Origin of the sequence: Leifsonia sp. 71-9, assembly GCF_001898805.1 — a bacterium.
Taxonomy (GTDB): domain Bacteria; phylum Actinomycetota; class Actinomycetes; order Actinomycetales; family Microbacteriaceae; genus Leifsonia.
Map to the genome: position 1 here is coordinate 40,347 of NZ_MKVJ01000010.1, position 26,562 is coordinate 66,908.

A 26,562-nucleotide genomic window follows, 5' to 3' on the forward strand; every position below is an offset into this window, starting at 1 on the left:
GCTACGTCGCCCCCATCGTGCTCACCGACGTGCGGCCCGACATGGAGATCGCCCAGGTTGAGGTGTTCGGCCCCGTGCTCTCTGTGCTCGCGGTCGACAGCGTCGACGAGGCGGTCGCGGTGGCGAACGGCACGCCGTTCGGCCTCGGAGCCGGCCTCTGGACCCGCGACCTCTCGGCCGCCCATCGCGTGTCCCGGCGCCTGCGGGCCGGGACCGTCTGGGTCAACTGCTACGAGGAGGGCGACATGTCGATGCCGTTCGGCGGCGTGGGCGCGAGCGGTTTCGGCCGCGACAAGGGCGCGCACGCGGTGGACAAGTACACCGACGTGAAGAGCACCTGGATCGAGCTGGGCGCATGACCGGCCCGATCATCGCCGTCACGGCCTGGCGCCGGGCGCTCGCCACGGGACTCGGCGCGCAGACGGACCTCTACACGCTCGGCGGCGAGTACGCCGACAGCGTCCAGGCGGCCGGCGGCATCCCGCTGCTCGTCCCCGACGTCGTCGACCCGGACGTGCCGGCGCTCCTCGCGCGCGTCGACGGCGTGCTCCTCTCCGGCGGTCAGGACGTCGCCTCCGGCGCACGCGACTCCACGGAGCACGCGATCCTCGCCGAGGCCCAGCGGATCGGGATGCCCGTCTTCGGCATCTGCCGCGGCCTCCAGCTCCTCAACGTCCACCGCGGCGGCACGCTCGTCGCCGACCTGCCGCACACCCCCGACCACCCCGCTGTCGGGAGCGGGGAGGAGCGGCTCAGCCGGCACCGGATCGTGGACGGTGCCGGCTGGGTCGCGGATTCCCTCCCCGACGACGGCGTCGTGAACTCGATCCACCACCAGGCGATCGACCGCCTCGGCGCCGGGCTGGCCATCGCCGCCCGCGCCGAGGACGGCACGGTCGAAGCGGTGGCCGGGACCGACACCTCGCGTTTTCTCCGGGCGGTGCAGTGGCACCCGGAGAAGATGCCGGGCGTGGAGGGGCGCGCCCACGCGACGCGCCTGCTCGCGCCCTTCATCGCGGCCGCCGACGACTACCGCCGTCGCGCCGCCTCCACACCGAGAGTTCCATCCACCTCTACAGACAAGGAGTTCGTGTGAGCACGACCCCCAAGCGCATCTTCCTCGAGTTCGAGGGCGGCCCGCGCGCCGAAGCGACCCTGCTGCTCGACGCCGCGCCGAAGACCGCCGAAGCGATCTGGAGCGCACTCGCGTCGCCCGTGAGCGACGATGTCATGCACGCGATGTACGCCGGACCCGAGATCATGTTCGGGCTGCCGCAGAGCGCGCAGACGTTCGACCCGACCGCCCTCCCGGCGGAGAACCAGCAGGTCATCCCCGCCGCGGGCGACCTGGTCTGGTTCTTCCAGCCCAAGGAGCTCATGGCTGGGCTGGACTTCGAGCTGTGGGAGGTCGGCATCTTCTACGGCAAGGGCGGCCGGATCTTCGGCCCCCTCGGCTGGACCCCCTGCACCATCTGGGCGTCGATCACCAGCGGACTCGAGGAGTTCGCCGCGGCGTGCCAGGAGACCCGCACCATCGGACTGAAGAAACTCACCATCGGGAGAATCGAATGACGATCACACGTTCCCTCCGCCGCGGCCCCCTCGCGGCGGGCATCGGCATCGCGGCGGCAGCGGCCGCGCTGCTCACCGGCTGCAGCAGCACCCCCGCCGCCTCGTCCGGCTCCGCCTCCTCCACGCCCTCGACAGCGACGGTGAAACTGCCGTCCTCGTTCGCGGGCAAGGATCTGGTGGCTCCGGCCGTCACCGGCTACCCGCCCTACGCCTACCTCGACGGCGGCAAGATCGTCGGCATCAGCACCGACCTCGCCACCGCCGTCGGCGGCCCGTGGGGCACCAAGGTGACCCTCAAGCAGGACTCCTTCGAGAACGCGCTCCTCGGCGTCAACAGCGGCAACTACTTCGGCGCGTTCGGCGCCGACGTCACCGCCGAGCGCGAGAAGACGTTCGACCAGGTCTCCTTCCTCGAGGACCACTACCAGTTCATGGGCCTCAAGGGCGCCGACCTCGGCACGAGCATGGACGACCTGTGCGGGCTGAAGATCTCCGTCGTCGCGGCCGACAGCGCCATCCCGGTGCTGCAGGCGCAGTCGGCGAAGTGCACCGCCGCCGGCAAGAAGGAGATCAGCGTCCAGACCTTCGCCGACCAGGGCGCCGCGACCCTCGCGGTCAGCAGCAAGCAGGTCGACGCGACGACCGCGACGCTGACCAACCTCGGGTACATTTCCAAGCAGTCCACCGGTCAGTTCGCGATCGGCGGCCCGAAGTACCAGTTCGTCCTCATCGGCATCGCCACCAAGAAGGGCAACGGGATGGCGCAGGCGCTCGCCGACTCCATCAACGAGCTCATCGCGAACGGCGAATACGCCAAGATCCTCAAGAAGTACGGGGTCGAGGGCGACGCCATCGACAAGGCAGAAGTCAACCCGGACCCGAACGTCGGAGAGTAGCAGCACCCTCATGCCCGAACACGAACAGGGATCGGCGGCCCTCGCGCCGCACATCCCCAACCGCCACATCATGCGCTGGGTGGTCGCCGCCCTGCTCGTGCTCCTCCTGCTCGGCTGGCTTCAGGGCCTGGCGTTCAACCAGGCCCTGGACTGGCCGACCATCGGGCAGTACTTCCTGAACTACGACGTGCTGGCCGGGCTCGGCCGCACGCTGCTCATCACCGCGGTCTCGATCGTCGTCGCCGTCGTCCTGGGCGCCCTGCTCGCGACGATGCGGCTCTCCGACAACCCGGTGCTGCGCGGGCTCGCCTGGCTCTACGTCTGGTTCTTCCGGTCGATCCCGCTGCTGGTGCTGCTGGTCCTGACCTTCAACCTGTCGCTGCTCTGGCCGACGATCGACATCGGCATCCCGTACGGCCCGGTGTTCGTCTCGGTCAACACGCAGGAGCTCATCAATCCGATGGTCGCCGCCATCGTGACGTTCTCGCTGCAGCAGGCCGCCTACACGTCCGAGGTGCTGCGCGCGTCCATCCAGTCGGTGCCGGCCGGTCAGCGCGAGGCCGCGGTGGCGCTCGGGATGACGCGCACCCGCACGATGATGAAGATCGTCTTCCCGCAGGCGTTCCGGGTGGCGCTCCCGCCGATCGCGAACGACACGATCAACCTGCTGAAGTCGACCTCCCTGGTCGCCTTCATCGCCGTGCCGGACCTGATGTACTCGGTGCAGCAGATCTACTCGTCCAACTTCCGCATCGTGCCGCTGCTGATCGTGGCGACGCTCTGGTACATGATCGTCGTCTCGATCCTGTCGGTCGGGCAGTACTTCATCGAGCGCGCGCTCCGGTCGTCGCCGTCGCGGGTCGGCCGGCGCACCATCGAGGCGGATCCGGTCCTCCCGGACTCCGCCACCCCGGACGACATCGCCGCCGAGCGCACGGCGGACGCAGGCACGACGCCGAAGGAGAACCGCGCATGAGCCCCTTCCTGCAGGTGACCGACGTCACCAAGCGCTACGACGACGTGACCGTCATCGACGACGTGAGCCTGGAGGTCGAGCGCGGCGAGACCGTCGTGCTGCTCGGTCCCTCCGGCGCCGGCAAGAGCACCCTCCTGCGCTGCATGAACATGCTCGAGCGCATCGACCGCGGCCGTATCGTGCTCGACGGCGAGGAGCTCGGCTGGAAGCCCCGCAAGGGCGTCATGCGCGAGCTCTCCGGCCGGGCCGAGGCGCGCCAGCGCCAGGACATCGGGATGGTGTTCCAGAGCTTCAACCTGTTCTCCCATCTGACGGTGCTGCAGAACGTGATCGAGGCGCCGGTGGGCGTGCTGAAGCGGCCGAAGGCCGAGGCGATCGCGGAGGCGCACGACCTCCTCCGGCAGGTCGGGCTCGACCACAAGGCGGACGCGTACCCTGCTCAGCTCTCCGGCGGTCAGCAGCAGCGGGTGGCGATCGCCCGCGCCCTCGCGATGCACCCGAAGCTCATGCTCTTCGACGAGCCGACCAGCGCGCTCGACCCCGAGCTCGTCAGCGAGGTCCTCGACGTGATCAAGGGTCTGGCGACCACCGGCATGACCCTGGTGATCGTCACCCACGAGATCGGCTTCGCCCGCGAGGTGTGCGACCGGTTCGTCTTCATGGAGGACGGCCGCATCGTCGAGACGGGCGCCTCCGACCGGCTCACGGTCGACGGAGCGACCAGCCCGCGCACGCGCAACTTCCTCTCCCGGGTGCTCTGAGCCGTCGCTCAGCGGATTCGGAATAGAGGACCAGGCGCAGCCGTTACCATGGGACATCCACATACGCGCATCTTGATAGGGGTGAAATGGACCAGGCGGATCCGTTCGGATTCATCGGTTTGACCTACGACGACGTCATGCTGCTCCCCGGGCACACCGACGTCATCCCGAGCGAGGCTGATACCTCGACGCGCCTGACCAAGCGCATCTCACTGGCCGCCCCGCTGCTCTCGAGCGCGATGGACACCGTCACCGAGTCCCGCATGGCGGTCGCGATGGCACGTCAGGGCGGCATCGGCATCATCCACCGCAACCTCTCCATCGAGGACCAGGCGGCGCACGTCGACAAGGTGAAGCGCTCCGAGTCGGGCATGATCACCAATCCGGTGACGACCACGCCGGACGCGACCGTCGAAGAGGTCGACCTGCTCTGCGGCCAGTTCCGCGTCAGCGGCCTCCCGGTCGTCGAGAGCGACGGGTCGCTCGTCGGCATCATCACGAACCGCGACATGCGGTTCGTCTCGCCGTTCGAGCGCTCCACGACCCTCGTGCGCGACGTCATGACGCGGCAGCCGCTCATCACGGCGCCGGTCGGCATCGACCCGGACTCCGCGGTCGCGATCTTCGCCGAGCACAAGATCGAGAAGCTCCCGCTGGTGGACGCCGACGGCAAGCTCCGCGGCCTCATCACGGTGAAGGACTTCGACAAGAGCGAGAAGTACCCGTTCGCCACCAAGGACGACGAGGGCCGCCTGCGCGTCGGCGCGGCCATCGGCTTCTTCGGCGACGGCTGGGACCGCGCGATGACGCTCATCGACGCGGGGGTCGACGTCATCGTCGTCGACACCGCCAACGGCGACAGCCGCGGCGTGCTCGACATCATCAGCCGGCTCAAGCACGAGCCCCGCGCCTCGCACGTCGACGTGATCGGCGGCCAGGCCGCCACGCGCTCCGGCGCCCAGGCCCTGATCGACGCCGGTGCGGACGCCATCAAGGTCGGCGTCGGCCCCGGCTCCATCTGCACCACCCGCGTGGTCGCCGGTGTCGGCGTGCCGCAGGTGACCGCGGTGTACGAGTCCTCGCTGGCCGCGCGTCCCGCGGGCGTCCCGCTCATCGCGGACGGCGGCCTGCAGTACTCGGGCGACATCGCCAAGGCCCTCGTGGCCGGTGCGGACAGCGTCATGCTCGGCTCGCTGCTCGCCGGCACCACGGAGTCGCCCGGCGACCTCGTCTTCGTCAACGGCAAGCAGTACAAGAACTACCGCGGCATGGGCTCGCTCGGCGCGATGCAGACCCGCGGCAAGAAGACCTCGTACTCGCGCGACCGCTACTTCCAGGCGGACGTGCCGAGCGACGAGCAGCTGATCGCCGAGGGCATCGAGGGCCAGGTGCCCTATCGCGGACCGCTCTCCGCGGTCGCGTACCAGCTGCTCGGCGGGCTGCGCCAGTCGATGTTCTACGTCGGCGCGCGCACCATCCCGGAGCTCAAGGAGAAGGGCAAGTTCGTCCGCATCACCCCGGCCGGGCTGAAGGAGTCGCACCCCCACGACATCCAGATGGTCTCCGAGGCGCCGAACTACCGCCGCTAGACACACCTCCGGAAGCCGCCGCCCGCGCTCGACGCGGGCGGCGGCTTCGTCTATCCTGGAAGGCTTTGCCCACCGGCGAGGCGCACCATCACCAGTCTCCAGGAGCATCACCGTGGGTCACATCGACGTCTCCGGCGTCTCGTACACGCTCGCCGACGGGCGTCCGCTGCTCGACGACGTCTCGTTCCGCGTCGGCGACGGCACCGTCTCCGCGCTGATCGGCGCGAACGGCGCCGGCAAGTCCACCCTCCTGCGCATCATCCGCGGGGAGCTGCGTCCCGAGTCGGGCGGCGTCGTGATCGACGGCGGTCTGGGCGTGATGGACCAGTTCGTCGGCCACGTGCGGGACGACCGCACCGTGCGCGATCTGCTGGTCGGCGTCGCGCCGGTCGCGGTCCGCCGGGCGGCCGAGGCGCTCGCGGCGGCCGAGGAGGCCATCATCGAGCGCGACGAGACCGACACCCAGCTGCGCTATGCGAACGCCCTGGCCGAGTACGCCGACGCCGGCGGCTACGACCAGGAGGTCGTCTGGGACAACTGCACGGTCACCGCGCTCGGGCTCCCGTTCGAGCGCGCCCAGTACCGGTCCGTCCGCACGCTCTCCGGCGGCGAGCAGAAGCGCCTGGTGCTGGAGGCGCTGCTGCGCGGCCCGGAGCAGGTGCTCCTGCTCGACGAGCCGGACAACTACCTCGACGTGCCGGCCAAGCGCTGGCTGGAGGAGCAGCTGCGGGCCACGCCCAAGACCGTGCTGCTCGTCTCGCACGATCGCGAGCTGCTCGCGAACGCGGCCGACCGCATCGTGACCCTGGAGCTCGGGGGAGCGGGCAACAGCACCTGGACGCACGGCGGCGGCTTCGGCGGCTACCACCAGGCCCGGGAGGAGCGGATGGCCCGGCTCGAAGAGCTGCGCCGGCGCTGGGACGAGGAGCACGTCAAGCTGAAGGCGCTGGTGCTGCGCTTCAAAGAGAAGGCCAAGTACAACTCCGACCTCGCGAACGCGTACCAGGCGGCGCAGACCCGGCTCGCGAAGTTCGAGGCCGCCGGTCCGCCCCAGGCGCGCCCGCGCGAGCAGAATGTGCGGATGCGCCTCACCGGCGCGCGCACCGGCCGCCGGGTCGCCGAGCTGCACCGCCTGGAGCTGACCGGACTCATGCGGCCGTTCGACGGCGAGATCTGGTTCGGCGAGCGGGTCGCGGTGCTCGGGTCGAACGGCTCCGGCAAGTCGCACTTCCTCCGCCTCCTCGCCGCGGGCGGCACCGATCCGGATCCCGGCGCCGGCCACCTCGCCTCTGCTGAGCACGCGGGCGCGCCGGTGCCGCACACCGGGGCGGCGAAGCTCGGCGCCCGTGTGGCCCCCGGGCTCTTCGCCCAGGCCCACGAGCATCCCGAGCTGGTCGGGCGCACCCTCCTCGACATCCTGCACCGCGGCGACGACCGGCGGGACGGGATGCCGAGGGAGGCGGCGAGCCGCGTGCTCGACCGCTACGGGCTCGCCGCGTCGGCCGAGCAGAACTTCGAGTCGCTCTCGGGCGGCCAGCAGGCGCGCCTGCAGATCCTCCTGCTGGAGCTGTCGGGTGCGACCCTGCTGCTGCTCGACGAGCCGACCGACAACCTCGACCTGGTGTCGGCGGAGGCGCTCGAGGAGGGTCTCGCCGGCTACGAGGGCACCGTCATCGCCGTGACGCACGACCGCTGGTTCGCGCGCGGCTTCGACCGGTTCCTGGTGTTCGGTTCCGACGGAGAGGTCTACGAGGCGGACGAGCCCGTCTGGGACGAGACCCGGGTCGCGCGGGCGCGCTAGTCGCGCATCCGCCCGATCCGGGTCACGGCCTCGGTCAGCACCTCGGGGGAGCACGCCAGGTTGATCCGCGCGTGCCCGATGCCCGGCCGGCCGAACGCGGGGCCGTTGCCGAGCGCCACCTTCGTCTCGGTGAGGATGCGCTGCGCCGGGTCGTCGCCCCAGCCGAGCGCGCTCAGGTCGACCCACGCCAGATAGCTCGCGCGCGGCTCGCGGTAGCGCGCCGCGGGGACGTGCTCGGCGAGCAGCTCCGCGAGCAGCCGGCGGTTGCCCTCGATCGCGTCGAGCGCGCCGTCGAGCCACGGCATCCCCTCGCGATAGGCGGTCTCGGTCGCGATGCGGCCGAACAGGCTCGTGCGCTCCTCGACCTCGACGGGGAGGCCCTGGACGAGCGCCGCCATGTCGTCGCCGGCCGCGACGAAGAAGGCGCACTTGAGTCCGGCGAGGTTCCACGCCTTGCTCGCCGAGTGCGCCGCGATGCCGACCCGGCGCGCGGCGTCCGACACGCTCAGGAACGGGGTGAAGGCCGCGTCCCGGTGCGTGAGGGAGGCGTGCACCTCGTCGCTGACGACACGGACGCCGTAACGCTCCGCGAGCTCGGCGACGGCGACGAGGTCCTCCCGCGGGTGCACCAGGCCGAGCGGGTTGTGCGGGTTGCACAGGAGGAGTGCACGCGCCCCCTCCGCGAACGCCCGCTCCAGCCCCGGCAGGTCGAGCGACCACGTGGTGCCGTCGTCGACGAGCGGGACCTCCTCGACCACGCCGCCGGCCTCCGGCACGTACGCGAAGAACGGCGGGTAGACGGGAGGCGTGATGACGACCCGGTCGCCGGGCGCGATGAGCCGGCGCAGCGCCTCCACCACCACGACGCCGATGTCGGTCGAGGTGCGCACCCGGGCCTGATCGACCTCCCACCCCCAGGAGTCGCGGGCATGGTCGGCGAACGCCGTCTCCATCCCGCGGTCGGGGCCGACGTAGCCCGTGTCGGAGCGGTCGATCGCCGCGTGCAGGGCGGCCGCGATCGGCGCGGCGAGGGGATAGTCCATCTCGGCCACGAACAGCGGAAGGACGTCGGACGGGTAGGCGCGCCACTTCTCGCTGGTGCGCTCGCGGAGACGGTCAAGAGGCTCGGCGTCGACGGTCATCCCTCCACTCTGCCAGGCCCGTCCGACAAGCGGCAGGTGGGCCGGGTGGAGGGCGGGCCATAGACTGGGCTGGTGAGCATGGAGATTGAGATCGGGCGCGCCAAGCGCGCTCGCCGCGTGTACGCCTTCGACGACATCGCGGTGGTGCCCAGCCGGCGCACCCGCGACCCCGAGGACGTCTCGGTGTCCTGGGGCATCGACGCCTACCAGTTCTCCATCCCGTTCCTCGCCGCCCCGATGGACTCGGTCGTCTCGCCCACCACGGCGATCATGATGGGCCAGCTCGGCGGTCTGGGCGTCCTCGACCTCGAGGGCCTGTGGACCCGCTACGAGGACCCGGAGCCGCTGCTCGCCGAGATCCGCGAGCTCCCGGCCGCGAAGGCGACCGCGCGCATGCAGGAGATCTACGCCGAGCCGATCAAGCCGGAGCTCGTCACCCGCCGCCTCGCCGAGATCCGCGAGGCGGGCGTCACCGTCGCGGGCGCCCTGTCGCCGCAGCGCACCCAGGACCTCTACGAGACCGTCGTCGCCGCCGGCGTCGACCTCTTCGTCATCCGCGGCACCACGGTCTCGGCCGAGCACGTCTCGAAGACGGTGGAGCCCCTGAACCTCAAGAAGTTCATCTACGAGCTGGATGTGCCCGTCATCGTCGGCGGCGCCGCCACGTACACCGCGGCCCTGCACCTCATGCGCACCGGCGCGGCGGGCGTGCTCGTCGGGTTCGGCGGAGGCGCGGCCTCCACGACGCGCTCGACGCTCGGCATCCACGCCCCGATGGCGACCGCGGTGGCCGATGTCGCCGGCGCGCGCCGCGACTACATGGACGAGTCGGGGGGCCGCTACGTGCACGTGATCGCCGACGGCGGCCTCGGCAGCTCGGGCGACATCGTCAAGGCGATCGCCTGCGGCGCCGACGCCGTCATGCTCGGCTCGACGCTCGCCCGCGCGACCGACGCGCCCGGCGGCGGCTGGCACTGGGGCGCCGAGGCGCACCACCCGCACCTCCCGCGCGGCAACCGCGTGCAGGTCGGGCAGGTCGCGCCCCTGGAGGAGATCCTGTACGGCCCGGCACCCGTGGCCGAAGGGACTGCGAATCTGGTGGGAGCCTTGCGCCGCAGCATGGCGACCACGGGATACTCGGACCTGAAGGAGTTCCAGCGCGTCGAGGTGGTCGTCGCACCGTACCAAGCGCACTAGACCCGCGGCCGAAGGCGGCCGAGGAGAGGGAGGCAACGATGGTTGAATCACGATCCACGTCCGACCCGGCTGTGACATACCCGTCACGGCTCGGACCGGCCGAGCGAGCAGCCGCGATCGCGGCGCTGAAGGAGACCGAGCTCGACATCCTCGTGGTCGGCGGCGGCATCGTCGGCACGGGCAGCGCGGTCGACGCGGTCACGCGAGGCCTCTCGGTCGGGCTGGTGGAGGCGCGCGACTTCGCCGCCGGGACCTCCAGCCGTTCCTCCAAGCTGGTGCACGGCGGCATCCGGTACCTCGAGCAGCTCGACTTCCGGCTGGTGCGGGAGGCGCTCATCGAGCGCGGCCTGCTGCTGCAGCGCGTCGCCCCGCACCTGGTGAAGCCCGTCCGCTTCCTCTACCCGCTGCACAAGCGCGTCTTCGAGCGTCTCTACATCGGCGCCGGGATGATGCTGTACGACATCTTCTCCTACACGGGCCTGCGCCCGCCGGGGGTCCCGCACCACCGCCACCTCAGCCGGCGGCAGGTGCTGAAGGCCATCCCGAGCATCGCCCCGAACGCCCTGGTCGGTGGCATCACCTACTACGACGCGCAGGTCGACGACGCCCGGTACGTGGCGAATCTCGCCCGCACGGCCGCGCACTACGGCGCGCACGTGGCGCCGCGCGTCCGCGTCGAGGGCTTCCTCAAGGTCGGCGAGCGGGTCGTCGGCGTGCAGGCGCGCGATCTGGAGACCGACGAGCGGTTCGAGATCCACGCCAAGCAGGTCGTCAACGCCACGGGCGTCTGGACCGACGACACGCAGTCGATGGTGGGGGAGCGCGGCCAGTTCAAGGTGCGCGCGTCCAAGGGCATCCACCTCGTCGTGCCGCGCGACCGCTTCCAGTCGAAGATGGGCCTGCTGCTGCGCACGGAGAAGAGCGTGCTCTTCGTCATCCCGTGGGGCCGGCACTGGCTGATCGGCACGACCGACACCGATTGGCACCTCGACAAGGCGCACCCCGCCGCGACGGCCGCCGACATCGACTACCTGCTCGCGCACGTCAACGAAGTGCTCAACGTGCCGTTGTCGCGGGAGGACGTGGAAGGCGTCTACGCCGGTCTGCGCCCCCTGCTCGCGGGCGAGTCGGAGCAGACGTCGAAGCTCTCGCGCGAGCACCTGGTCGCGCACTCCGTGCCCGGCCTCGTCGTCATCGCCGGCGGCAAGTGGACGACCTACCGCATCATGGCCAAGGACGCCATCGACGCCGCGGTGGACGCCCTCGACGGCAAGATCCCCGAGAGCACGACCGACGAGATCGCCCTGGTCGGCGCCGAGGGGTATCAGGCCGCGTGGAACCGCCGCGCGCGGATCGCCGCCGACAACGACCTCCACATCGCCCGCGTCGAGCACTTCCTCAACCGCTACGGCACGATGACCGAGGACATCCTGGCGCTCGTCCGGCAGGACCGCTCCCTCGCCGAGCCGCTCCCGGGCGCGGACGACTACGTCGGCGCCGAGGTCGTCTACGCGGCCAGTCACGAGGGCGCCCTGCACCTGGAGGACGTGCTCGCCCGCCGCACGCGCATCTCGATCGAGGCGTGGGACCGCGGGGTCTCGGCCGCGCCGGTCGCCGCCTCCCTCATGGCCGGCGTGCTCGGCTGGGATGCGGCGCGCGAGGAGCGCGAGGTGCAGACCTACCTCAAGCGCGTCATCGCCGAGCGCGAGAGCCAGCTGCAGCCCGACGACCAGTCGGCCGACCGTGTGCGCCTGGAGGCGCCGGACATCGTCGACGTCGACAAGGCCGCAGCCGCGGCGAACGCGGCGGCGCCGACCACGAAGGCGGCGCCGCGGGCGGGGAAGAACTGAGTCACCGCCGGTTCGACCTCCCGTCGAACCGGTGGAGCACTCCTCCGATGCGGGTCATGAGCAGGATATTCGGCTTCGGCTCCGGCTCCGGCTCGTGGACGGGCGGGAGTCCGATGGCGGATCGCAGTGCGGATTCTCCCCGCTTGGTGAGCCCGTGCGTGTCCTGGGCGAGGTACGCGCGCGCTGCGTCGAGCTGGTCGGGGTCGAGCCGCAGATAGGAGCGCGGGAGGTCCTGATCGACGAACGTGCGCAGGTCGTCGCGCGCCCGTTCGCCGAGGAGCGGGTCGGCTGTCAGCGCGAGGTCGGCGAGGAGTCGCGTCTCCCGATCCCGCGCGACCAGCAGCCGAAGGGCAGCGCGGCGTGTGGGGGCGGGCTGGGCTGCGTCGAGAAGGGCCTGCAGATCGTGGAGTGCGAGGTCTCGCGCCGACGGCAGGAGCAGCCGCGCGGCGCACGATACGACGCCCGGCGCGGGGTCGGTCAGGAAGGGCATCAGCGTGCCGGTGCCGGCGGCGCCCAGGGCGCTGAGGCAGCGGAGGGCGGCGGATCGGACGCGCGGAGTCGGGTGTTCGAGAAGAGGGCGGGCGAAGGACGCGTCGTCGGGCGAGCCGGTCTCGCCGAGGCCTATGAGCGCCACCGGGAGCGCCACTCCCGTCGTGAGTGCCCGGCGATAGTGCGGCGCCGGCGACTCTCCCGCCTTCTGCAGCGCTGCCCGTGCCGCGCTCCGTACCCGGCTCGTCTTGTCCAGCAGCCCGACCCGGGCGGGGTCGAGATCGCAGGCGTCCGCGAGAACGGCGATCGCGTGTGCGCGCAGCCCGGCCGCGCGGCTGCGGAGGAACCGCCGGACATCGCCCTCCGCGGCCGGGCGGCCGAAGACGGTGACGGCGGCACGGTCCCGGATGCGAGTGTCCGGATCGCGCTCGGCCAGGGCGACGAGGGTATCCGTGCTCACCCGTCCGCTCGCGGCGACGAGGTCGAGGGCCACTCGGCGGACGGAGACCTGCTCGCTCGCCAAGGCGCGACGCAGGGCGGTGTCGTCGAGCTGCGCCAGCAGGATCATCGTGCGATCGACGAGCCAGGCGCCCTGTTCCCGCCGGGACAAGGCCAGGGCGGCGGGGGCGGCGAGCAGCACGGCCTCGGGATCGCGATCGAAGCGGCGTCGGAGGTCCTCCCGGGCGAGACGCCTGACCCCGGGCACCCAGTCCGCCGCCCGGACCGCGAGCGCAGGCACCGCGATGTCGTCCGGCATCGCGGTCAGCTGCCGCACCGCCGCCTCCCGGATGTAGCCGGAAGCCGACTGCGCAGCGTTCAGCACCTGCGCGGCGGCACGTTCAGCGGCTTCGGACATAGCCGACCAGTATGACACCCGCTGACCGCATCGGATCCCCCACGGGCGCGACCTACGGCCGGGCGAGCACAGCGGCCAACCCCTCGAGCAGTTGGGCCCAGCCCGGCTCGAGCCCGGCGACGGCGGAAGCGGCTCCTTCTTCGACGGCGGAGACGTCGATGTCGAGCGTGACCCGCGTGGCCGCGCTGTCGCCCGGAACCGACGTGAATTCCACCGTGTGCACGGCCCGGAACAGCGGCGCGCCCGCGGCGCCGACGGGTGCGAGCTCGTAGACGAGCCGGGTGGCGGGGGAGGCCTCGACGACGCGTCCGATCGACGTGTACTCCGCCCCGTCGCCCTCCCGCAGCACGAGCCGCACCGGTGCGTCCGCGGTCGGTGCGATCTCGCACGCCGCGACCGTGAAGTGGCGGGGCGCCCACCACTGCGCGGCGAGGGCGGGGTCGGTCCACGCCGCCCAGACATCCGCGGGCGCGGCGGGGAGGAGGCGCTCCAGCCGGACCGCACGGCTTCCGCTCGCGTCGCCGCGTCCCGCCTCCTCCGTGATCGCCTGCTCGTAGGCGGCGAGGGTGTCGTCGTCGGTCGCGGTGTCCGCCGTCTCCGCGGCGAGCGTCTGCAGCCGGTCGGCGAGCCGGGCGAGCGCAGCCCGGTCGAGGCTCGCGACGCGGCGGCGGCCGAGCCGGTGGATGCGCACGATTCCGGCGGCCTCGAGCGCCTGGAGGTGCTTGGTCGTCTGGGGCTGGAGGGCGCCCAGACTCTCCGCGACCTCTCCGACCGTCCGCGGCGCCTCCGCGAGCAGCAGGACGATGCGATAGCGCGTGGGCTCGCCGATGGCCGCGAGGGCCTGCTGCGCGTCCATCGTCATGCCTCCAGACTAGTGGTTGACACATTCGTCTAGACGAATATATCGTGTGGTCATCTGCACCGCCAGGTGCGCCATCGAGGAGGAGACGATCGTGGAGACCATCGAACGGACCATCAGCGCCGATCCGACCCGGGTCTGGGAACTCTGGACCACCGCCGAGGGGATCTCCTCCTGGTGGGCCCCCGAGGGTTTCCGGACGGACGTCACGCAGCTCGACCTCCGCCCCGGTGGCGACCTCGTCTACACGATGACCGCCGTCGCTCCCGACCAGATCGCCTTCATGCAGCAGTACGGGATGCCGCTGTCGACCGAGTCCCGCAAGGTGTTCACCGAGCTTGACGGGCCGCGGCGCATCGCCTACCGGTCGCTCGTCGACTTCGTGCCCGACCACGGTCCGTACGAGCAGCTCACGGTCGTCGACCTCGAACCGGTCGACGGAGGCACCCGCGTGATCATGCGGGTGGAGCCGATGCACGACGCCGTCTGGACGGAGCGGCTGCTCGCCGGGCGCGCCAACGAACTGGACAACCTGGAGGCCCTCGTCACCCGCTGATCGGGCGTTCGCTCTCCGCGACCGCGGGCCGGCGGCCGGACGGCCTCGGGTAGGCTTGAAGCATCGCCTCAAGCGGATGGAGACGGACGATGGTAGACGTTCGACGGGTCAAACTACCCGGGGTCGGGGTGCTCCACACCTTCGTGACGGACGACGGCGGCAAGGTCGGCGTCATCGCACACCGCTCGGGCCACAGCGACCTGATCACGTTCTCCGACGACGAGGACGGCGCGGACGTCACCAAGGTGTCCCTCCGCCTCAACGAGGACGAGGCGCACACGCTCGCCGAGCTCCTCGGCGGCACCCAGATCACCGAGTCGCTGACCGCGCTCGACCAGATCCCGGGCCTCAGCATCGACTGGTTCACGGTCGACTACGACGACCACATCGCGGGCCAGCAGCTCGGGGCGCCCGCCGACCGCGGCTTCGCCGGCCTCACCGTCGTCGCCGTCGTGCGCGGGGACTCCGCCAACCCGGCTCCCGCGCCCGACTTCAAGGTCTTCCCCGGCGACACCCTCGTCGTCGCGGGGACTCCCGAGAAGGTGGCGAAGGCGTTCGCGTTCTTCCGCGCCGGGGAGATGCCCGTCCGTGTGACCGCCGACGCTCCGCCGGGAGGCTGATCCGATGCATCTCGGCGAAGACCTGATCGTTCTCGGCCTCCTCCTGCTCGTCGCGTACGTGCTGGGCCGACTCGGCAAGCTGGTGGGTCTCCCCGCGATACCCATCTACATGATCGTCGGGCTGCTGGCCAGCCCGCATACCGGATGGTTCCCCCTCGACTTCGAGAGCCATTACATCGAGCTCATCGCCGTCTTCGGGCTCATCCTGCTGCTGTTCAATCTGGGGCTGGAGTTCGACCAGGACGAGTTCTTCGGCAACTTCGGCAAGCTCATCATCTCCGGCGGCTCGTACATCCTCATCAACATGGGCGTCGGGCTCGCGTTCGGCTTCTGGGTCGGCTGGGGCACCCGCGAGGCCCTGATCATCGCCGGCATCACGGCCACGTCGTCGTCGGCGATCGTGACCAAGCTGCTGATCGAGCTGCGGCGACTGCCCAACACCGAGACTCCGATGATCCTCGGCGTGACCGTCGTCGAGGACATCTTCATCGCGATCTACCTCGCGATCGTCTCCGTGGTGCTGAGCGGCGAGACGGACTTCTGGCCGGTGGTCGCCAAGCTCGCGATCGCCTTCACGTTCCTCGTGGTGATGTTCACGCTCGCCCGCTGGGGCGGGAAGTTCGTCTCCCGGCTGTTCCGGACCAAGGACGACGAGCTCTTCACCATCCTGTTCTTCGGCCTCGCGGTCCTCTTCGCGGGCGTCGGCGAGATTCTCGGCGTGACCGACGCGATCGGCGCGTTCCTGATCGGTCTGGTGCTCGGCGCCACGAAGTACCGCAACAAGATCGAGCACATCGCGATCCCGCTGCGGGACGTCTTCGCCGCCTTCTTCTTCCTGAACTTCGGCCTCGAACTCGATCCGGCCAAGTTCCCGTCCGTACTCGGCCCCGTGCTGATCGCGGTCGCGATGACCATCGTGCTCAACATCCTCGCGGGCCAGTTCGTCGCCCGCATCAACGGGATGGGCGCCCAGGCGGGCATCAACACGACGGTCATCCTCCAGAACCGCGGCGAGTTCGCCCTGATCCTCGCGACCCTCTCCCTCAGTGCGGGGCTCGACGAGCGCATCCAGCCCTTCGCCGGGCTCTACGTGCTGATCATGGCCATCCTCGGCCCGATCCTCGCAGCGAACTCCGAGCGGATCGGTGCGATGATCCTACGGACCGGGAAGAAGTCGAAGCGACGCGACCGGAAGAAGAAGCGCGATCCCATGCTCGACGAGGAGATCGCACTCGTGGAGGCGGCCACGGCCGACCTCGACTCCGACTCCCGCCGCGACGACACGAGCGCCGACCGCACGCGCACGTCGATCGACCGGGTCGTCGAGCAGGCCATGCAGCAGCAGGCCATGGGACAAGAAGACATCAGCGGCGACCGAAAGCGGGACTGACCCATAGACACGACCCCCGGCCGCCCGTCGACGACGGGCGAGACCACGCTGTTCCAGATGATGCTCCGACCGCGCTGGATCGGAGCGCTCATCTTCGCGCTCGCCCTGGCGGCGGCCTTCGCCGCGCTCGGTCAGTGGCAGCTGGAGCGCGCGCTCGAATCGGGCAAGGCGGTCGAGGCGCCGAGCGAGACGGTGCTCCCGCTCGCTCAGATCGCCAAGCCGGGCGGACCCATCACGGACAAGGCGGTGGGACAGCTCGTGGAGTTCACCGGCACGTACGTCCCCGGCGACTACCAGCTCCTCGACGGCCGGCTCAACGAGGGCAAGAGCGGCTGGTGGGTCATCGGCCACGTCAACCTCACGGAGCAGGACGGCACCGAGGTGGCGATGGCCGTCGCGCGCGGCTGGGCGCCCGACAAGGCCACCGCCGAGTCCGCCCGGGCGCGTCTGGCCGCCGAGCCCGAGGCCCCCGTGCGGATCGTCGGCCGCATCCTCCCGGACGAGCAGCCCGAGGTCCCGCAGGACAAGAGCGACCCGACGCAGATGCAGACCGTCGGCATCGGCGCCCTCTACAACCTGTGGACCGGCGTCGACGGGATGGACGTCTACTCGGCGTACGTCGTGCAGCGCGGCGGGGTCGACGGCCTCGACGCCATCTACTCGCCACCGCCGATCGCGCAGACCGAGCTCAACTGGCTCAACATCTTCTACGCCGCCGAATGGGTCGTCTTCGCGGGCTTCGCGATCTTCCTCTGGTACCGGCTCGTGAAGGACGCCAAGGAGCGCGAGGACGAGCTCCGCGCGCTCGCCGAGGAGGAGGCCGCCGCCTCCCCGGAGGCCGGGTCGTCGGCCGTCGCGGGCAAAGTAGAATAGCCCCATGCCCCTCGCTCCCAAACTCGAAGACTTCCCGAAGATCCGGGGGGCCCTGCGGTTCTACCAGGTGTTCGCGTACGTCACGGGCATCATGCTGCTGCTGCTCTGCGCCGAGATGATCGTCAAGTACGGCATGGGCTACGAGCTCTTCGCCTTCAGCAACTACGGCGTGCTCACCTTCGTCCCGGTGAAGACGGCCGTCGCGCCGACCGGCGTCGACCTGAGCACCGGCATCCTCATCGCGCACGGCTGGCTGTACGTGGTGTATCTCTTCTCCGACTTCCGCCTGTGGAGTCTGATGCGCTGGTCCTTCACGAAGTTCGTCATGATCGCCCTCGGTGGCGTCGTGCCGTTCCTCTCGTTCTTCGTGGAGGCCCGCATCACCAAGCAGGTCAAGACCTATCTGGCCGGCCGCGAGGCCGAGGCCGCGAACCTCGTGGAGGCGACAAATTAGCACCGACGCAACTTTCTCCGATCTGCTGGGGGCGGCCGATGCCGCGAACCCGACCGGTCCCGTCCTCGTCGTCGACTTCGGCGCGCAATACGCGCAGCTGATCGCGCGCCGCGTGCGCGAGGCGAACGTCTACTCGGAGATCGTGCCGCACACGGTGACGGCCGCCGAGATCGCCGCGAAGCGTCCCGCCGGCATCGTCCTCTCGGGCGGCCCGTCGAGCGTGTACGAGGAGGGCGCCCCGCGCCTCGACGAGGAGATCTTCGACCTCGGCGTGCCCGTGCTCGGCATCTGCTACGGCTTCCAGGTGATGGCGACCGCGCTCGGGGGCGAGGTCGCGAAGACCGGCCGCCGCGAGTACGGCTCCACCGCGGTCCGCGTCGTCGACGCCGCCTCCGGGGATGAGAACGGCCTGCTCTCCGGTCAGCCCGACGAGCAGACGGCGTGGATGAGCCACGGCGACTCGGTCGCCCGCGCTCCCGAGGGCTTCGAGGTCCTCGCCTCCACCGAGGACACCCCGGTGGCCGCCTTCGCCAATGAGGAGCGCAAGCTCTACGGCGTGCAGTGGCACCCGGAGGTCAAGCACTCCCAGTACGGCCAGGCCGTGCTCGAGAACTTCCTGCATCGCGCCGCGGGCATCCCCGCCGATTGGAACAGCGGCAACGTGATCGCCGACCAGGTCGCAGCGATCCGTGCCCAGGTCGGCACCGGCCGCGTGCTGTGCGCCCTGTCCGGCGGCGTGGACTCCGCGGTCGCCGCGGCGCTCGTCCACAAGGCCGTCGGTGACCAGCTCGTCTGCGTCTTCGTCGACCACGGCCTGCTCCGCAAGGACGAGGCCAAGCAGGTCGAGGTCGACTACGTCGCCTCCACCGGGGTGCGTCTCGTCACCGTGAACGCCCAGAAGCAGTTCCTCGACGCACTCTCCGGCGTCAGCGACCCGGAGACCAAGCGCAAGATCATCGGCCGCGAGTTCATCCGCGTGTTCGAGCAGGCGCAGGCCGACCTGATCGCCGAGGCCGCGGGCGAGGGCGACCCCATCCGCTTCCTCGTGCAGGGCACCCTCTACCCAGACGTGGTGGAGTCGGGCGGCGGCTCGGGCACCGCGAACATCAAGAGCCACCACAACGTCGGCGGCCTCCCGGAGGACCTGCAGTTCGAGCTCGTCGAGCCGCTGCGGACCCTCTTCAAGGACGAGGTGCGCGCCATCGGTCGCGAGCTCGGCCTCCCGGAGGTCATCGTCGGCCGCCAGCCGTTCCCCGGCCCCGGTCTCGGCATCCGCATCGTCGGCGAGGTCACCCAGGAGCGGCTCGACCTGCTCCGCGACGCGGACGCCATCGTGCGCGCCGAGCTCACGGCAGCGGGCCTCGACGGCGAGATCTGGCAGTGCCCTGTCGTGCTGCTGGCCGACGTGCGCTCGGTGGGCGTGCAGGGCGACGGCCGCACCTACGGCCACCCGATCGTGCTGCGCCCGGTCTCCAGCGAGGACGCCATGACGGCCGACTGGACCCGCCTGCCGTACGACCTGCTCTCCAAGATCTCGAACCGGATCACCAACGAGGTGGACGGCGTCAACCGCGTCGTGCTCGACGTCACGTCGAAGCCGCCGGGAACCATCGAGTGGGAGTGATCCCCACCACGTGAGAAGAGCCCGGGATGCGAACGCATCCCGGGCTCTTCCCGTTGGTCGGGGTGGCGCTAGTTGCGCGACGACAGCGCGAAGATGCGCAGCAGCTCCAGGTACAGCCACACGACGGTGACCATGATGCCGAAGGTGCCCGCCCAGCCGTAGGCCCGCGGTGCGCGGTTCTTCACGCCCTGCTGGATCGCGTCGAAGTCGAGCACGAGCGAGTAGGCGCACATGATGACGACCAGGACGCCGATCACGAGACCGAGCGGAATGCCGAAGATCTGGAAGGAGCCGCGCAGACCCCACGGGTCGTCGACCGCGCCGGTCATCATCAGGACGAGGTTGACGACCGAGAAGAGCAGGTAGCCGACCATCGCGATCAGGAAGACCTTGGTGGCCTTGGCCGACGCGCGGATCTTGCCGCTGGCGAAGAGCGCGAGCGTGACTCCGACGACGACGATCGTTCCGATGACCGCCTGGATGACGACACCGTCGGCGAACGCCTCGTAGAACGCGGAGATCCCGCCGATGAAGACGCCCTCGGCGGCCGCGTAGGCCAGCGTGAGTCCTGCGGACGGGAGCTTCTTGCGGTTGCGGAAGATGTTGACGAACGCGAGCACCAGGCCCGCGATGCCGCCGACGATCCAGAGGAACGGGACGACCCATCCCACCACGGCGAAGGCGACGAGGACGCCGAAGCCGATCGCGGTCTTGCGGATGGTGTCCTCGACGGTCATGCGGTCGGTGTCGACCGAGGTCGCGGACGGAGACTCGTACATCTCCTGCAGGCTCTCGGCGCTCAGGTTCGCCTTGCTTCCGTTCTGGAAGGCGGGGCTCTGAGAGAAGGCCGGGTTGGACGTTGCCATGGGTTCCTCGCTTGATCGGGGACTGCGGCGAAGATCGCCGTCCCTCCAATCTAGCCGGTCGATTTTCTGAGAGTTCTGACAGATTGCCATGAATCCCATCTCACGGCGATGGCTCGAGCGGCCCAAGCTCCCGCGACGACGGCGAGGGTGCTCACGAGCACCGTGATCCAGCCCTGCTCGTAGGTGGTGACGACGTTCGGCAGCACGATGCTCGACGCGATCGGGAGCAGGAGCGCGGTGAAGGCGATGAGCGGGCGCAGACGGATGAGCAGCCAGGCGGCCAGCGTCACCGCGTAGCACCAGGCGAACCCGGACCCGCCGAGCATCAGCCAGGTGAAGCCGAGCACGGGGACGGCGACGGCGACGCGACGGCCGATCGTCGAGGGGATGACCGCCCAGGCGGCGGGCTGCATCAGGGAGCCGACGAGCAGGAACGGGAGGCTGTACGCGGTGGTGACGAGGATGCAGCCGGTGCCGACGACGAGCAGGGCGAGGCCGGTGACGAGCCGCGCCCGGTAGGAGCCCCAGCGCAGCGGGAGCAGGGAGGCGGGCTCGCGCCACGGGGCGGTTCGGGGAGCGCTCTCGGCGGCGGGCACCCGTCGATTCTGCCATCCGACGTGGGGTCGCGGGCAGCCCCCGAGCGCGGGCTAGGATCGCTCCATGCGTGCTCGTCCCGCCCCTCTCGTGATCGGTCACCGGGGCGCGCCCGGCTACCGCCCGGAGCACACGGAGGCGGCGTACGCGCTCGCCTTCGCCCTCGGGGCCGATGCGGTGGAGCCCGATCTGGTCGCCACGAAGGACGGCGTCCTCGTGGTGCGTCACGAGAACGAGATCTCGGGGACGACGGACGTGGGCGACCGCCCGGAGTTCGCCGCCCGTCGCACGACGCGCGAGGTTGATGGGGAGCCGCTCACCGGGTGGTTCACGGAGGACTTCACCTGGGCCGAGCTCTCGACCCTCCATGCGCGCGAGCGCCTGCCCCGATTGCGGCAGGCGAGCGCCACCTTCGACGACCGCTACCCGATCCTCCGCTTCCGCGATCTGCTCGACCTCGTCGATCGCGTCTCCGACGACAGCGGGCGCGCGCTCGGGGTCGTCGCGGAGGTCAAGCACGCGACGCACTTCGCGGCGGCCGGTCTGCCGCTCGACGAGCTCGTGGTGCGCGACCTCGCCGACGCCGGCTGGACGGACCGGGCCGGCCTGGTCGTGGAGAGCTTCGAGCCGACGGTGCTCCGGCAGTTGCACGACCGGGGGTTCCCGGGCAAGCGGGTGTATCTGCTGGAGGACACCGGGGCGCCCGCAGACCGCGTCGCGTCCGACGGCTCGGCGGCAGCGGGATACGACACCGACCTCACCCTGCGCGGTCTCTACGCGCTCGGCTTCGGGGCCCCGTCGACGAGTGCGCGCGTCGACGGCATCAGCGTGGAGAGCTCCCTCGTGCTCGCGTCGGGGTCGGTCGCCGTCTCGCTCTTCGACGACGACGACGGCGGCATCGACATCGGCGCGGTGACCTCCGATCTCGTCGACCTCGCGCATTCGGCGGGGCTCTCGGTCTACACCTGGACCCTCCGGCCCGAGAACGCGATGCTGCAGCCCGAGTTCCGCACGCAGGGCAGGGACGACGAGTGGGGCGACTGGCGCCGGCTGTTCTCGATCCTGCTGCACTCGGGGGTGGACGGAGTCTTCGCGGACCAGCCCGATCTGGCCGTCGCCGTGCGAGACGGGCGCTGACCTCCCGCTCCCGTCCGACGGTCGGACCCGGATGACGGTGGGGGCGGCTAAAATCGATGGAGACATGACGAGCCTTCCCGACGCCCCCACCGGTACCTCCTCCTCCGTGCCGATCATCCTCGACGGCTGGGAGGGCGACGACCGCTCCGGCGGCGCCCGCGGCGGCTCCGGCGCAGCGGGCGGTGGCGCCTCGAATCCGAACGAGCGGCTGTTCGCCGGCCTGAACCCGCAGCAGCGGGAGGCCGCCGAGTACCGGGGGTCCGCCCTGCTCATCCTGGCGGGCGCCGGCTCGGGCAAGACGAGCGTGCTCACGCGTCGCATCGCCGGCTTGATCGAGAGCCGCGAGGCGTGGCCGAGCCAGATCCTCGCCATCACGTTCACCAATAAGGCGGCGAACGAGATGCGCGAGCGGGTCGAGGGGCTGCTCGGCGGCAAGGCGCAGGGGATGTGGATCTCGACGTTCCACTCCGCGTGCGTGCGCATCCTGCGCCGCGAGGCCGAGACCATCGGCAAGACCCAGAGCTTCACCATCTACGACTCCGGCGACTCCCGGGCCCTGTTGAAGCGGATCATCAAGGAGCTGTCGGCCGACACGCTCGGCTTCACGGTGGCGGGCGCGGCCGGCCGCATCTCGAAGCTCAAGAACGAGCTCACCGACATCGAGGCCTTCGCCCGCTCGGCCAACCTCAGCGACCCGCAGGAGGTGATGTTCCTCGAGATCTTCCGGCAGTACACGCGAGCGCTGCGCACGGCCAACGCCTTCGACTTCGACGACCTCATCGCCGAGACGGTGTTCCTGTTCCGCGCGTTCCCGAAGGTCGCCGCGCTGTATCAGCGACGCTTCCGCCACATCCTGGTCGACGAGTACCAGGACACCAACCACGCCCAGTACTCGCTCATCCGCGAACTGACGATGCCGATCGCGCCGGACATCGCGGACGAGCTGGAGGCGCAGGGGCACCACGTGGAGCGGATGCGCGACGCGGTCGGCGTGATCCCCGGCGCCTCGCTGACGGTCGTCGGCGACTCCGACCAGTCGATCTACGCGTTCCGTGGTGCGGACATCCGCAACATCGTCGAATTCGAGCGCGACTTCCCGGGGGCGAAGGTGGTGCTGCTCGAGCAGAACTACCGGTCGACCCAGAACATCCTGAGCGCGGCGAACGCCGTGATCGCGAACAACTTCGACCGCAAGGACAAGAACCTCTGGACCGCCGTCGGCGACGGCGAGAAGATCGTCGGCTACACGGGCTACTCCGGGCACGACGAGGCGCAGTTCGTCGCGGACGAGATCGAGAAGCTGCACGGCGCCGGCATGGACTACAAGGACATCGCCGTCTTCTACCGGACCAACGCGCAGACGCGTGCGCTGGAGGAGATCTTCATCCGGTCGGCGCTGCCGTACAAGGTGATGGGCGGCACGAAGTTCTACGAGCGCGCCGAGATCAAGGACGCGATGGCGTACCTCGTGACGGTGGCGAACCCGCAGGACACGCTCGCCCTGCGCCGCATCCTGAACACGCCCAAGCGGGGGATCGGCCCGGCGACCGAGACGCAGCTCGCGAGCTACGCCGAGGACAACGGGATGACGTTCCGCGACGCGATGCGCGACGCCGGCTCCCTCGGCCTCGGCCCCAAGGTGACGGCCGCCATCCTGCAGCTCTCGACGCTGCTCGACGAGGCGGCCGCGAAGACCGACCCGGAGAACCCTGCCGGGGTGTCCGCGGTCGCGGACGTGCTGACGTTCCTCCTCGACGGCAGCGGCCTGCTCGACGTGCTGCGCAACAGCCGCGACCCGCAGGACGAGGCCAGGGCCGAGAACGTCGAGGAGCTCGTCGCGGTCACCCGTGAGTTCGCGCGCAACAATCCGGATGGCACCCTCGTCGACTTCCTCACCGAGGTCTCCCTGGTCGCGGCGGCGGACGACATCGACGACTCGAGCGGATCCGTCTCGCTCATGACCCTCCACACGGCGAAGGGACTCGAGTACGACGCCGTCTTCCTGACCGGGGTCGAGGAGGACCTCCTCCCGCACCGCATGTCGGCCAACGAGCCCGGTGGGCCGGCGGAGGAGCGTCGTCTGTTCTACGTGGGCATCACGCGGGCGAAGAAGCGCCTGTTCCTGTCGCTGGCGATGACGCGCGCCCAGTTCGGCGAGACCGCGGTCGCCATGCCGAGCCGTTATCTGCAAGAGATCCCCTCCGATCTCGTCGAGTGGCGCCAGTCGCCCGGATCGGCGAACGGACGCGGCGGCAGCCAGTCGCGGGCGCTCAACGCGCGCAAGCCGGGTCTGGGCTCCGGCTCGGGCGGCGGCCGGTGGAACGAGAGCTTCACCTCCGGCGGGTTCTCGGCCCCCGAACGGCCGAAGACCGAATGGCCCAACCGCGTGACCGGAAAGGTCCGCGACAACGGCGACCTGGAGCTCGCTCCCGGCGACCGGATCAACCATGCCGACTTCGGCGAGGGACGGGTCACGGCCGTCACCGGAGAGGGCGCCAAGCGCGTCGCGCACGTCCAGTTCGAGAAGGTGGGCGCGAAGAAGCTCCTCATCAAGATCGCGCCGATCGACAAGCTGTGAAGCCCACCGGGCTCGCCTCGGTGAGCGTCGAGGTCGGTTTCCGGGCGGCGGCCGCGGTCGCGGTCCCTCTGCTGATCCTGTGGTCGATGGGGCGCCTGGACCTCGCCGCGTACGCGACCTTCGGCGCGTTCACCGCCCTGTACGGACGCAATGAGCCGTACCGGCTGCGCATCCGGAGCGTGTCGGTGGCCGGCGTCGCCCTGCTCGCCAGCATCGCCCTGGGCGTGTGGCTGGCGGTGCTGGGGGAGCCGCTCGCTTTCCTCTCCGTCGCACTCGTCGTGATCGTGGCCGGCGGCACGCTCTTCGTCACCGCGCTGCAGCTGCTGCCCTCGCAGCCCCTGTTCTTCGTGTTCTCCCTCCTGGTGTGCGCGAACATCCCGACCACGGCGGCCGAGGCGTGGCCGAGGATCGGGCTCGCAGCGGTCGTGGCCGTCTTCTCCTGGCTGCTGACGATGTCGGGCTGGCTCGTGCGCCGCCTGGCGGGAGATCGGCACTCCGTGCTGCTCAAGGAATTGCGCAGGCGCCCGGCGGTCGACCGGACCGTGCTGCGTGACCCCCGCGTCTGGTTGACGGTCGCGCAGAACGTCGTCGGTGTCGTCGTCGCCGGCGGCATCGCGTTGTCGTTCGGATTCGGGCACGCGTACTGGGCCGTCGTCAGCGTGGTGGCGGTCATCCCACCGGCGCGTGCCGCGCACTCGATCTCGCGCTCGCTGCACCGGATCTTCGGGACGATCGCCGGTGTGGTCGTCACCGCGGGGCTGCTGTTCTGGTCGCCGCCCGCTCTGGTCGTGATCCTGGTGATCGTCGTGTGCCAGTTCTGCGCCGAGATGCTCGTCGGCCGCCACTACGGCTCGGCACTGGTCTTCATCACGCCGATGGCGCTGGCGGTCTCGCATCTCGCGAGTCCGGCGCCGCTCGGCGCCCTCGTCGGCGACCGGGTGCTCGAGACGGTGCTCGGAGCGGGGATCGGCATCGTCCTCGTGCTGCTGGCGCGCGGGATCGAGCGGGCGCGCGGTCTCGCGGCCTAGCGGCGCGCGGCCTGCTCCTCCCGCACCATCCGCCTCACCCGTCGCAGATAGGCGTCGCGCGGCGCGTACCGGAGTCGGCGCGGCATGCGCGGGTACCACCGCGCCAGGCGGCGCATCCAGCGCTCGTACCGCCGCCGGTGCTGCTCGCTCCACGGGAGTCGGTACTGCTCGCGCACCGCCTCCGGCAGCAGCCCGGCCGTCACCAGCCGCACGTCGGGCAGCAGGATGCGGATCCACAGCGGGACGTTCCTCGGGTAGAGGATCTGCGCCGCCAGCGCGCGTGTGCTGTCGTTCACCGCGGTCTGGTCGAGCATCTCCGCCCAGTACACCTCGAACGCGTCGCGCGTGGCCGGCCAGCTCGACGGAGGCACCTGCAGGTTGGCGCCGAGCCGGGTGTACTCCTGATAGACACCCTCCTGCTCCGCGGCGGAGAGCGGGCCGAAGACGCGTTCGTGGAGGTCCATCATCGTGCGGTAGAGCGTGGCCGCCACCCAGAGCTGGAGCCGTGGGTCGTAGGCGTTGTAAGCCGGCGCGCTCCCGGCCGCGTCCGCCCGCACCGGAGCGTGCGCCCGGTTGACCCGGCGCCGCACGACCGTGAACTCCTCGGGCGTCGCGAACACCGCTGCGCACATGAACGTCATGGTGGCGTGCAGGCGATCCATCGCCCGCTCGGCGAAGTCGCTGTGGTCGGCGACACCCCGCCCCACGGCGGGCTGTGCCACCTGCAGCAGGAGTGCCCGGCCGCCGCCGACCAGCGGCAGCGCCTCGGCGGCGACCGTCCGCAGGTCGACCGGCTGGCGCGTCGTGCGTCGATCTCGCGTTCGTCTGGCCACCCGGCCATCCTGCCTGCCGCG

Annotated in this window: 25 protein-coding genes; 19 read left to right on the top strand and 6 right to left on the bottom strand. The window is 70.6% G+C overall.

What is annotated here, in order from left to right; all coding sequences use genetic code 11:
• From BGO91_RS05585 to BGO91_RS05620, 8 genes are all read left to right on the top strand, one after another.
• Nucleotides 1–359 (top strand): aldehyde dehydrogenase family protein (locus tag BGO91_RS05585; protein ID WP_290471866.1); only part of this gene is annotated, 359 nt, incomplete at its 5' end.
• On the top strand, nucleotides 356–1,096 hold the full coding sequence (locus BGO91_RS05590; RefSeq protein WP_290471867.1) for a gamma-glutamyl-gamma-aminobutyrate hydrolase family protein: 741 nt from the start codon (nucleotides 356–358) through the stop codon (nucleotides 1,094–1,096). The genes BGO91_RS05585 and BGO91_RS05590, both read left to right, overlap by 4 nt.
• Nucleotides 1,093–1,572: a DUF3830 family protein gene (locus tag BGO91_RS05595; RefSeq protein WP_290471868.1), complete on the top strand. Its 480-nt coding sequence runs from the start codon at nucleotides 1,093–1,095 to the stop codon at nucleotides 1,570–1,572. Before BGO91_RS05590 ends, BGO91_RS05595 begins: the two co-directional genes overlap by 4 nt.
• On the top strand, nucleotides 1,569–2,468 hold the full coding sequence (locus tag BGO91_RS05600; protein ID WP_290471869.1) for a transporter substrate-binding domain-containing protein: 900 nt from the start codon (nucleotides 1,569–1,571) through the stop codon (nucleotides 2,466–2,468). Before BGO91_RS05595 ends, BGO91_RS05600 begins: the two co-directional genes overlap by 4 nt.
• Nucleotides 2,469–2,478: 10 nt before the next feature.
• Complete coding sequence (locus tag BGO91_RS05605; RefSeq protein ID WP_290471870.1) at nucleotides 2,479–3,444, top strand: amino acid ABC transporter permease; 966 nt, start codon at nucleotides 2,479–2,481, stop codon at nucleotides 3,442–3,444.
• Nucleotides 3,441–4,205 (top strand): amino acid ABC transporter ATP-binding protein, encoded by a 765-nt coding sequence (locus BGO91_RS05610; protein WP_290471871.1) that lies wholly within the window; start codon nucleotides 3,441–3,443, stop codon nucleotides 4,203–4,205. Before BGO91_RS05605 ends, BGO91_RS05610 begins: the two co-directional genes overlap by 4 nt.
• A gap of 86 nt (nucleotides 4,206–4,291) precedes the next feature.
• Complete coding sequence (gene guaB / locus BGO91_RS05615) at nucleotides 4,292–5,794, top strand: IMP dehydrogenase (protein ID WP_290471872.1); 1,503 nt, start codon at nucleotides 4,292–4,294, stop codon at nucleotides 5,792–5,794.
• 112 nt (nucleotides 5,795–5,906) lie between these two features.
• Nucleotides 5,907–7,595 carry an ATP-binding cassette domain-containing protein gene (locus BGO91_RS05620; RefSeq protein WP_290471873.1) on the top strand — a complete coding sequence of 563 codons (1,689 nt, stop codon included), beginning with the start codon at nucleotides 5,907–5,909 and terminating at the stop codon, nucleotides 7,593–7,595.
• On the opposite strand, the gene BGO91_RS05625 is transcribed toward BGO91_RS05620, so the two are convergent.
• The gene (locus BGO91_RS05625) at nucleotides 7,592–8,737 is read right to left on the bottom strand and encodes an aminotransferase class I/II-fold pyridoxal phosphate-dependent enzyme (RefSeq protein ID WP_290471874.1); all 1,146 of its coding nucleotides are present in this window, start codon (nucleotides 8,735–8,737) and stop codon (nucleotides 7,592–7,594) included. The two genes, BGO91_RS05620 and BGO91_RS05625, sit on opposite strands and share 4 nt — an antisense overlap.
• Nucleotides 8,738–8,815: 78 nt before the next feature.
• Here BGO91_RS05625 and BGO91_RS05630 point away from each other — a divergent pair, with 78 nt between their 5' ends.
• Both BGO91_RS05630 and BGO91_RS05635 read left to right on the top strand, forming a co-directional pair.
• Nucleotides 8,816–9,934, top strand: a complete 1,119-nt coding sequence (locus BGO91_RS05630) for a GuaB3 family IMP dehydrogenase-related protein (RefSeq protein WP_290471958.1) — start codon at nucleotides 8,816–8,818, stop codon at nucleotides 9,932–9,934.
• A gap of 38 nt (nucleotides 9,935–9,972) precedes the next feature.
• A complete protein-coding gene (locus tag BGO91_RS05635; RefSeq protein ID WP_290471875.1) occupies nucleotides 9,973–11,784 on the top strand; it encodes a glycerol-3-phosphate dehydrogenase/oxidase in 1,812 nt (603 codons plus the stop codon).
• 1 nt (nucleotide 11,785) lies between these two features.
• On the opposite strand, the gene BGO91_RS05640 is transcribed toward BGO91_RS05635, so the two are convergent.
• Both BGO91_RS05640 and BGO91_RS05645 read right to left on the bottom strand, forming a co-directional pair.
• On the bottom strand, nucleotides 11,786–13,129 hold the full coding sequence (locus BGO91_RS05640) for a hypothetical protein (protein WP_290471876.1): 1,344 nt from the start codon (nucleotides 13,127–13,129) through the stop codon (nucleotides 11,786–11,788).
• A gap of 52 nt (nucleotides 13,130–13,181) precedes the next feature.
• Nucleotides 13,182–13,991 carry a metalloregulator ArsR/SmtB family transcription factor gene (locus tag BGO91_RS05645; RefSeq protein WP_290471877.1) on the bottom strand — a complete coding sequence of 270 codons (810 nt, stop codon included), beginning with the start codon at nucleotides 13,989–13,991 and terminating at the stop codon, nucleotides 13,182–13,184.
• A gap of 91 nt (nucleotides 13,992–14,082) precedes the next feature.
• Here BGO91_RS05645 and BGO91_RS05650 point away from each other — a divergent pair, with 91 nt between their 5' ends.
• From BGO91_RS05650 to guaA, 6 genes are all read left to right on the top strand, one after another.
• Entirely contained in the window at nucleotides 14,083–14,544 is a 462-nt protein-coding gene (locus BGO91_RS05650) for an SRPBCC domain-containing protein (protein WP_290471878.1), read from the top strand.
• 89 nt (nucleotides 14,545–14,633) lie between these two features.
• On the top strand, nucleotides 14,634–15,164 hold the full coding sequence (locus BGO91_RS05655; RefSeq protein WP_290471879.1) for a TrkA C-terminal domain-containing protein: 531 nt from the start codon (nucleotides 14,634–14,636) through the stop codon (nucleotides 15,162–15,164).
• Nucleotides 15,165–15,168: 4 nt separating this feature from the next.
• Complete coding sequence (locus tag BGO91_RS05660; RefSeq protein ID WP_290471880.1) at nucleotides 15,169–16,554, top strand: cation:proton antiporter; 1,386 nt, start codon at nucleotides 15,169–15,171, stop codon at nucleotides 16,552–16,554.
• Nucleotides 16,555–16,611: 57 nt separating this feature from the next.
• Nucleotides 16,612–17,427 carry an SURF1 family protein gene (locus BGO91_RS05665; RefSeq protein WP_290471881.1) on the top strand — a complete coding sequence of 272 codons (816 nt, stop codon included), beginning with the start codon at nucleotides 16,612–16,614 and terminating at the stop codon, nucleotides 17,425–17,427.
• A 4-nt stretch (nucleotides 17,428–17,431) separates the two neighbouring features.
• The gene (locus tag BGO91_RS05670) at nucleotides 17,432–17,881 is read left to right on the top strand and encodes a DUF3817 domain-containing protein (protein ID WP_290471882.1); all 450 of its coding nucleotides are present in this window, start codon (nucleotides 17,432–17,434) and stop codon (nucleotides 17,879–17,881) included.
• A gap of 25 nt (nucleotides 17,882–17,906) precedes the next feature.
• Nucleotides 17,907–19,505 (top strand): glutamine-hydrolyzing GMP synthase, encoded by a 1,599-nt coding sequence (guaA, locus tag BGO91_RS05675; RefSeq protein WP_290471959.1) that lies wholly within the window; start codon nucleotides 17,907–17,909, stop codon nucleotides 19,503–19,505.
• 68 nt (nucleotides 19,506–19,573) lie between these two features.
• Here guaA and BGO91_RS05680 read toward each other — a convergent pair whose 3' ends face one another.
• Nucleotides 19,574–20,371, bottom strand: coding sequence for a Bax inhibitor-1/YccA family protein (locus BGO91_RS05680; RefSeq protein ID WP_290471883.1), 798 nt, complete (start codon nucleotides 20,369–20,371; stop codon nucleotides 19,574–19,576).
• A gap of 50 nt (nucleotides 20,372–20,421) precedes the next feature.
• Nucleotides 20,422–20,967 carry a hypothetical protein gene (locus BGO91_RS05685; RefSeq protein ID WP_290471884.1) on the bottom strand — a complete coding sequence of 182 codons (546 nt, stop codon included), beginning with the start codon at nucleotides 20,965–20,967 and terminating at the stop codon, nucleotides 20,422–20,424.
• Between the two features lie 64 nt (nucleotides 20,968–21,031).
• On the opposite strand from BGO91_RS05685, the gene BGO91_RS05690 reads away from it, so the two are divergent.
• The 3 genes from BGO91_RS05690 to BGO91_RS05700 all read left to right on the top strand — a co-directional run bounded on the left by BGO91_RS05690 (nucleotide 21,032) and on the right by BGO91_RS05700 (nucleotide 25,708).
• Nucleotides 21,032–22,102: a glycerophosphodiester phosphodiesterase family protein gene (locus BGO91_RS05690; protein ID WP_290471885.1), complete on the top strand. Its 1,071-nt coding sequence runs from the start codon at nucleotides 21,032–21,034 to the stop codon at nucleotides 22,100–22,102.
• Nucleotides 22,103–22,166: 64 nt separating this feature from the next.
• Complete coding sequence (locus BGO91_RS05695; protein ID WP_290471886.1) at nucleotides 22,167–24,680, top strand: ATP-dependent helicase; 2,514 nt, start codon at nucleotides 22,167–22,169, stop codon at nucleotides 24,678–24,680.
• Nucleotides 24,677–25,708 (top strand): FUSC family protein, encoded by a 1,032-nt coding sequence (locus BGO91_RS05700; RefSeq protein ID WP_290471887.1) that lies wholly within the window; start codon nucleotides 24,677–24,679, stop codon nucleotides 25,706–25,708. Before BGO91_RS05695 ends, BGO91_RS05700 begins: the two co-directional genes overlap by 4 nt.
• Here the strand turns inward: BGO91_RS05700 and BGO91_RS05705 are convergent.
• Nucleotides 25,705–26,541, bottom strand: coding sequence for an oxygenase MpaB family protein (locus BGO91_RS05705; RefSeq protein ID WP_290471888.1), 837 nt, complete (start codon nucleotides 26,539–26,541; stop codon nucleotides 25,705–25,707). The two genes, BGO91_RS05700 and BGO91_RS05705, sit on opposite strands and share 4 nt — an antisense overlap.
• Nucleotides 26,542–26,562 lie beyond the last annotated feature (21 nt).